A 623-nucleotide genomic window follows, 5' to 3' on the forward strand; every position below is an offset into this window, starting at 1 on the left:
TGCCGTCGCTGTTCTTCACCAGGTCCCGCGAATACCCGTCCGGCGTAGTGAACGACCCGTCGCTCTTCTTCTTGAACGACACCGTCGCACCGGTGGAGTCGTACCACTCGACCTCGTCGGTGAAGAACGTGTCCAAGCGCCGCTCGTAGGTGAACCAGGCCCGCTGCGCCATCGCACCGGCCGGCGCGTCCAGCGAGTTGTACGTCCGCGCCAGCTGCAGCTTCTGCCCCACCCCGGCAATATCGAAGTCCGTCCCGGCCAGCATCAGATTGCCCGTCGAGTAGTCCACCCGCGCCACCAGCGCATCGGTCAGCCGTGTGTCCGCTATCCGGTGCCAGGGCACATCACCCTGCCCCCGCGGCACCCACACCAGCGGCACCACCCCACCGGACTCGCCGGCCGAGACCGACGGCGCTGCCTTCGGAGCAGCCTTGTTCTGCTTGCGGGCCAGCGCGGCAGCACCGGCCGCGTCCCTCGCCCGGTCCGTACGCTCCCGCTCGGCATCCAGCCACGCCGCGCGCTCCCCCGAAGGCTTCACTGACGGCGCGGTAGCGGGCGCCCGGTTCACACCGGACTTCACCTGCGGCCGCTCCAGCTTCTGCTCCTTCTTCCCCCAGACGGAA

1 protein-coding gene is annotated in these 623 nt (G+C 69.2%); it reads right to left on the bottom strand.

The features are described 5' to 3' along the window. On the bottom strand, window positions 1-580 hold a 580-nt coding region (locus E6R18_RS35185; protein ID WP_240799954.1), incomplete at its 3' end, for a DUF6531 domain-containing protein. Window positions 581-623: the final 43 nt, after the last annotated feature.

Origin of the sequence: Streptomyces sp. A1277 (assembly GCF_004795015.1) — a bacterium.
GTDB lineage: Bacteria > Actinomycetota > Actinomycetes > Streptomycetales > Streptomycetaceae > Streptomyces.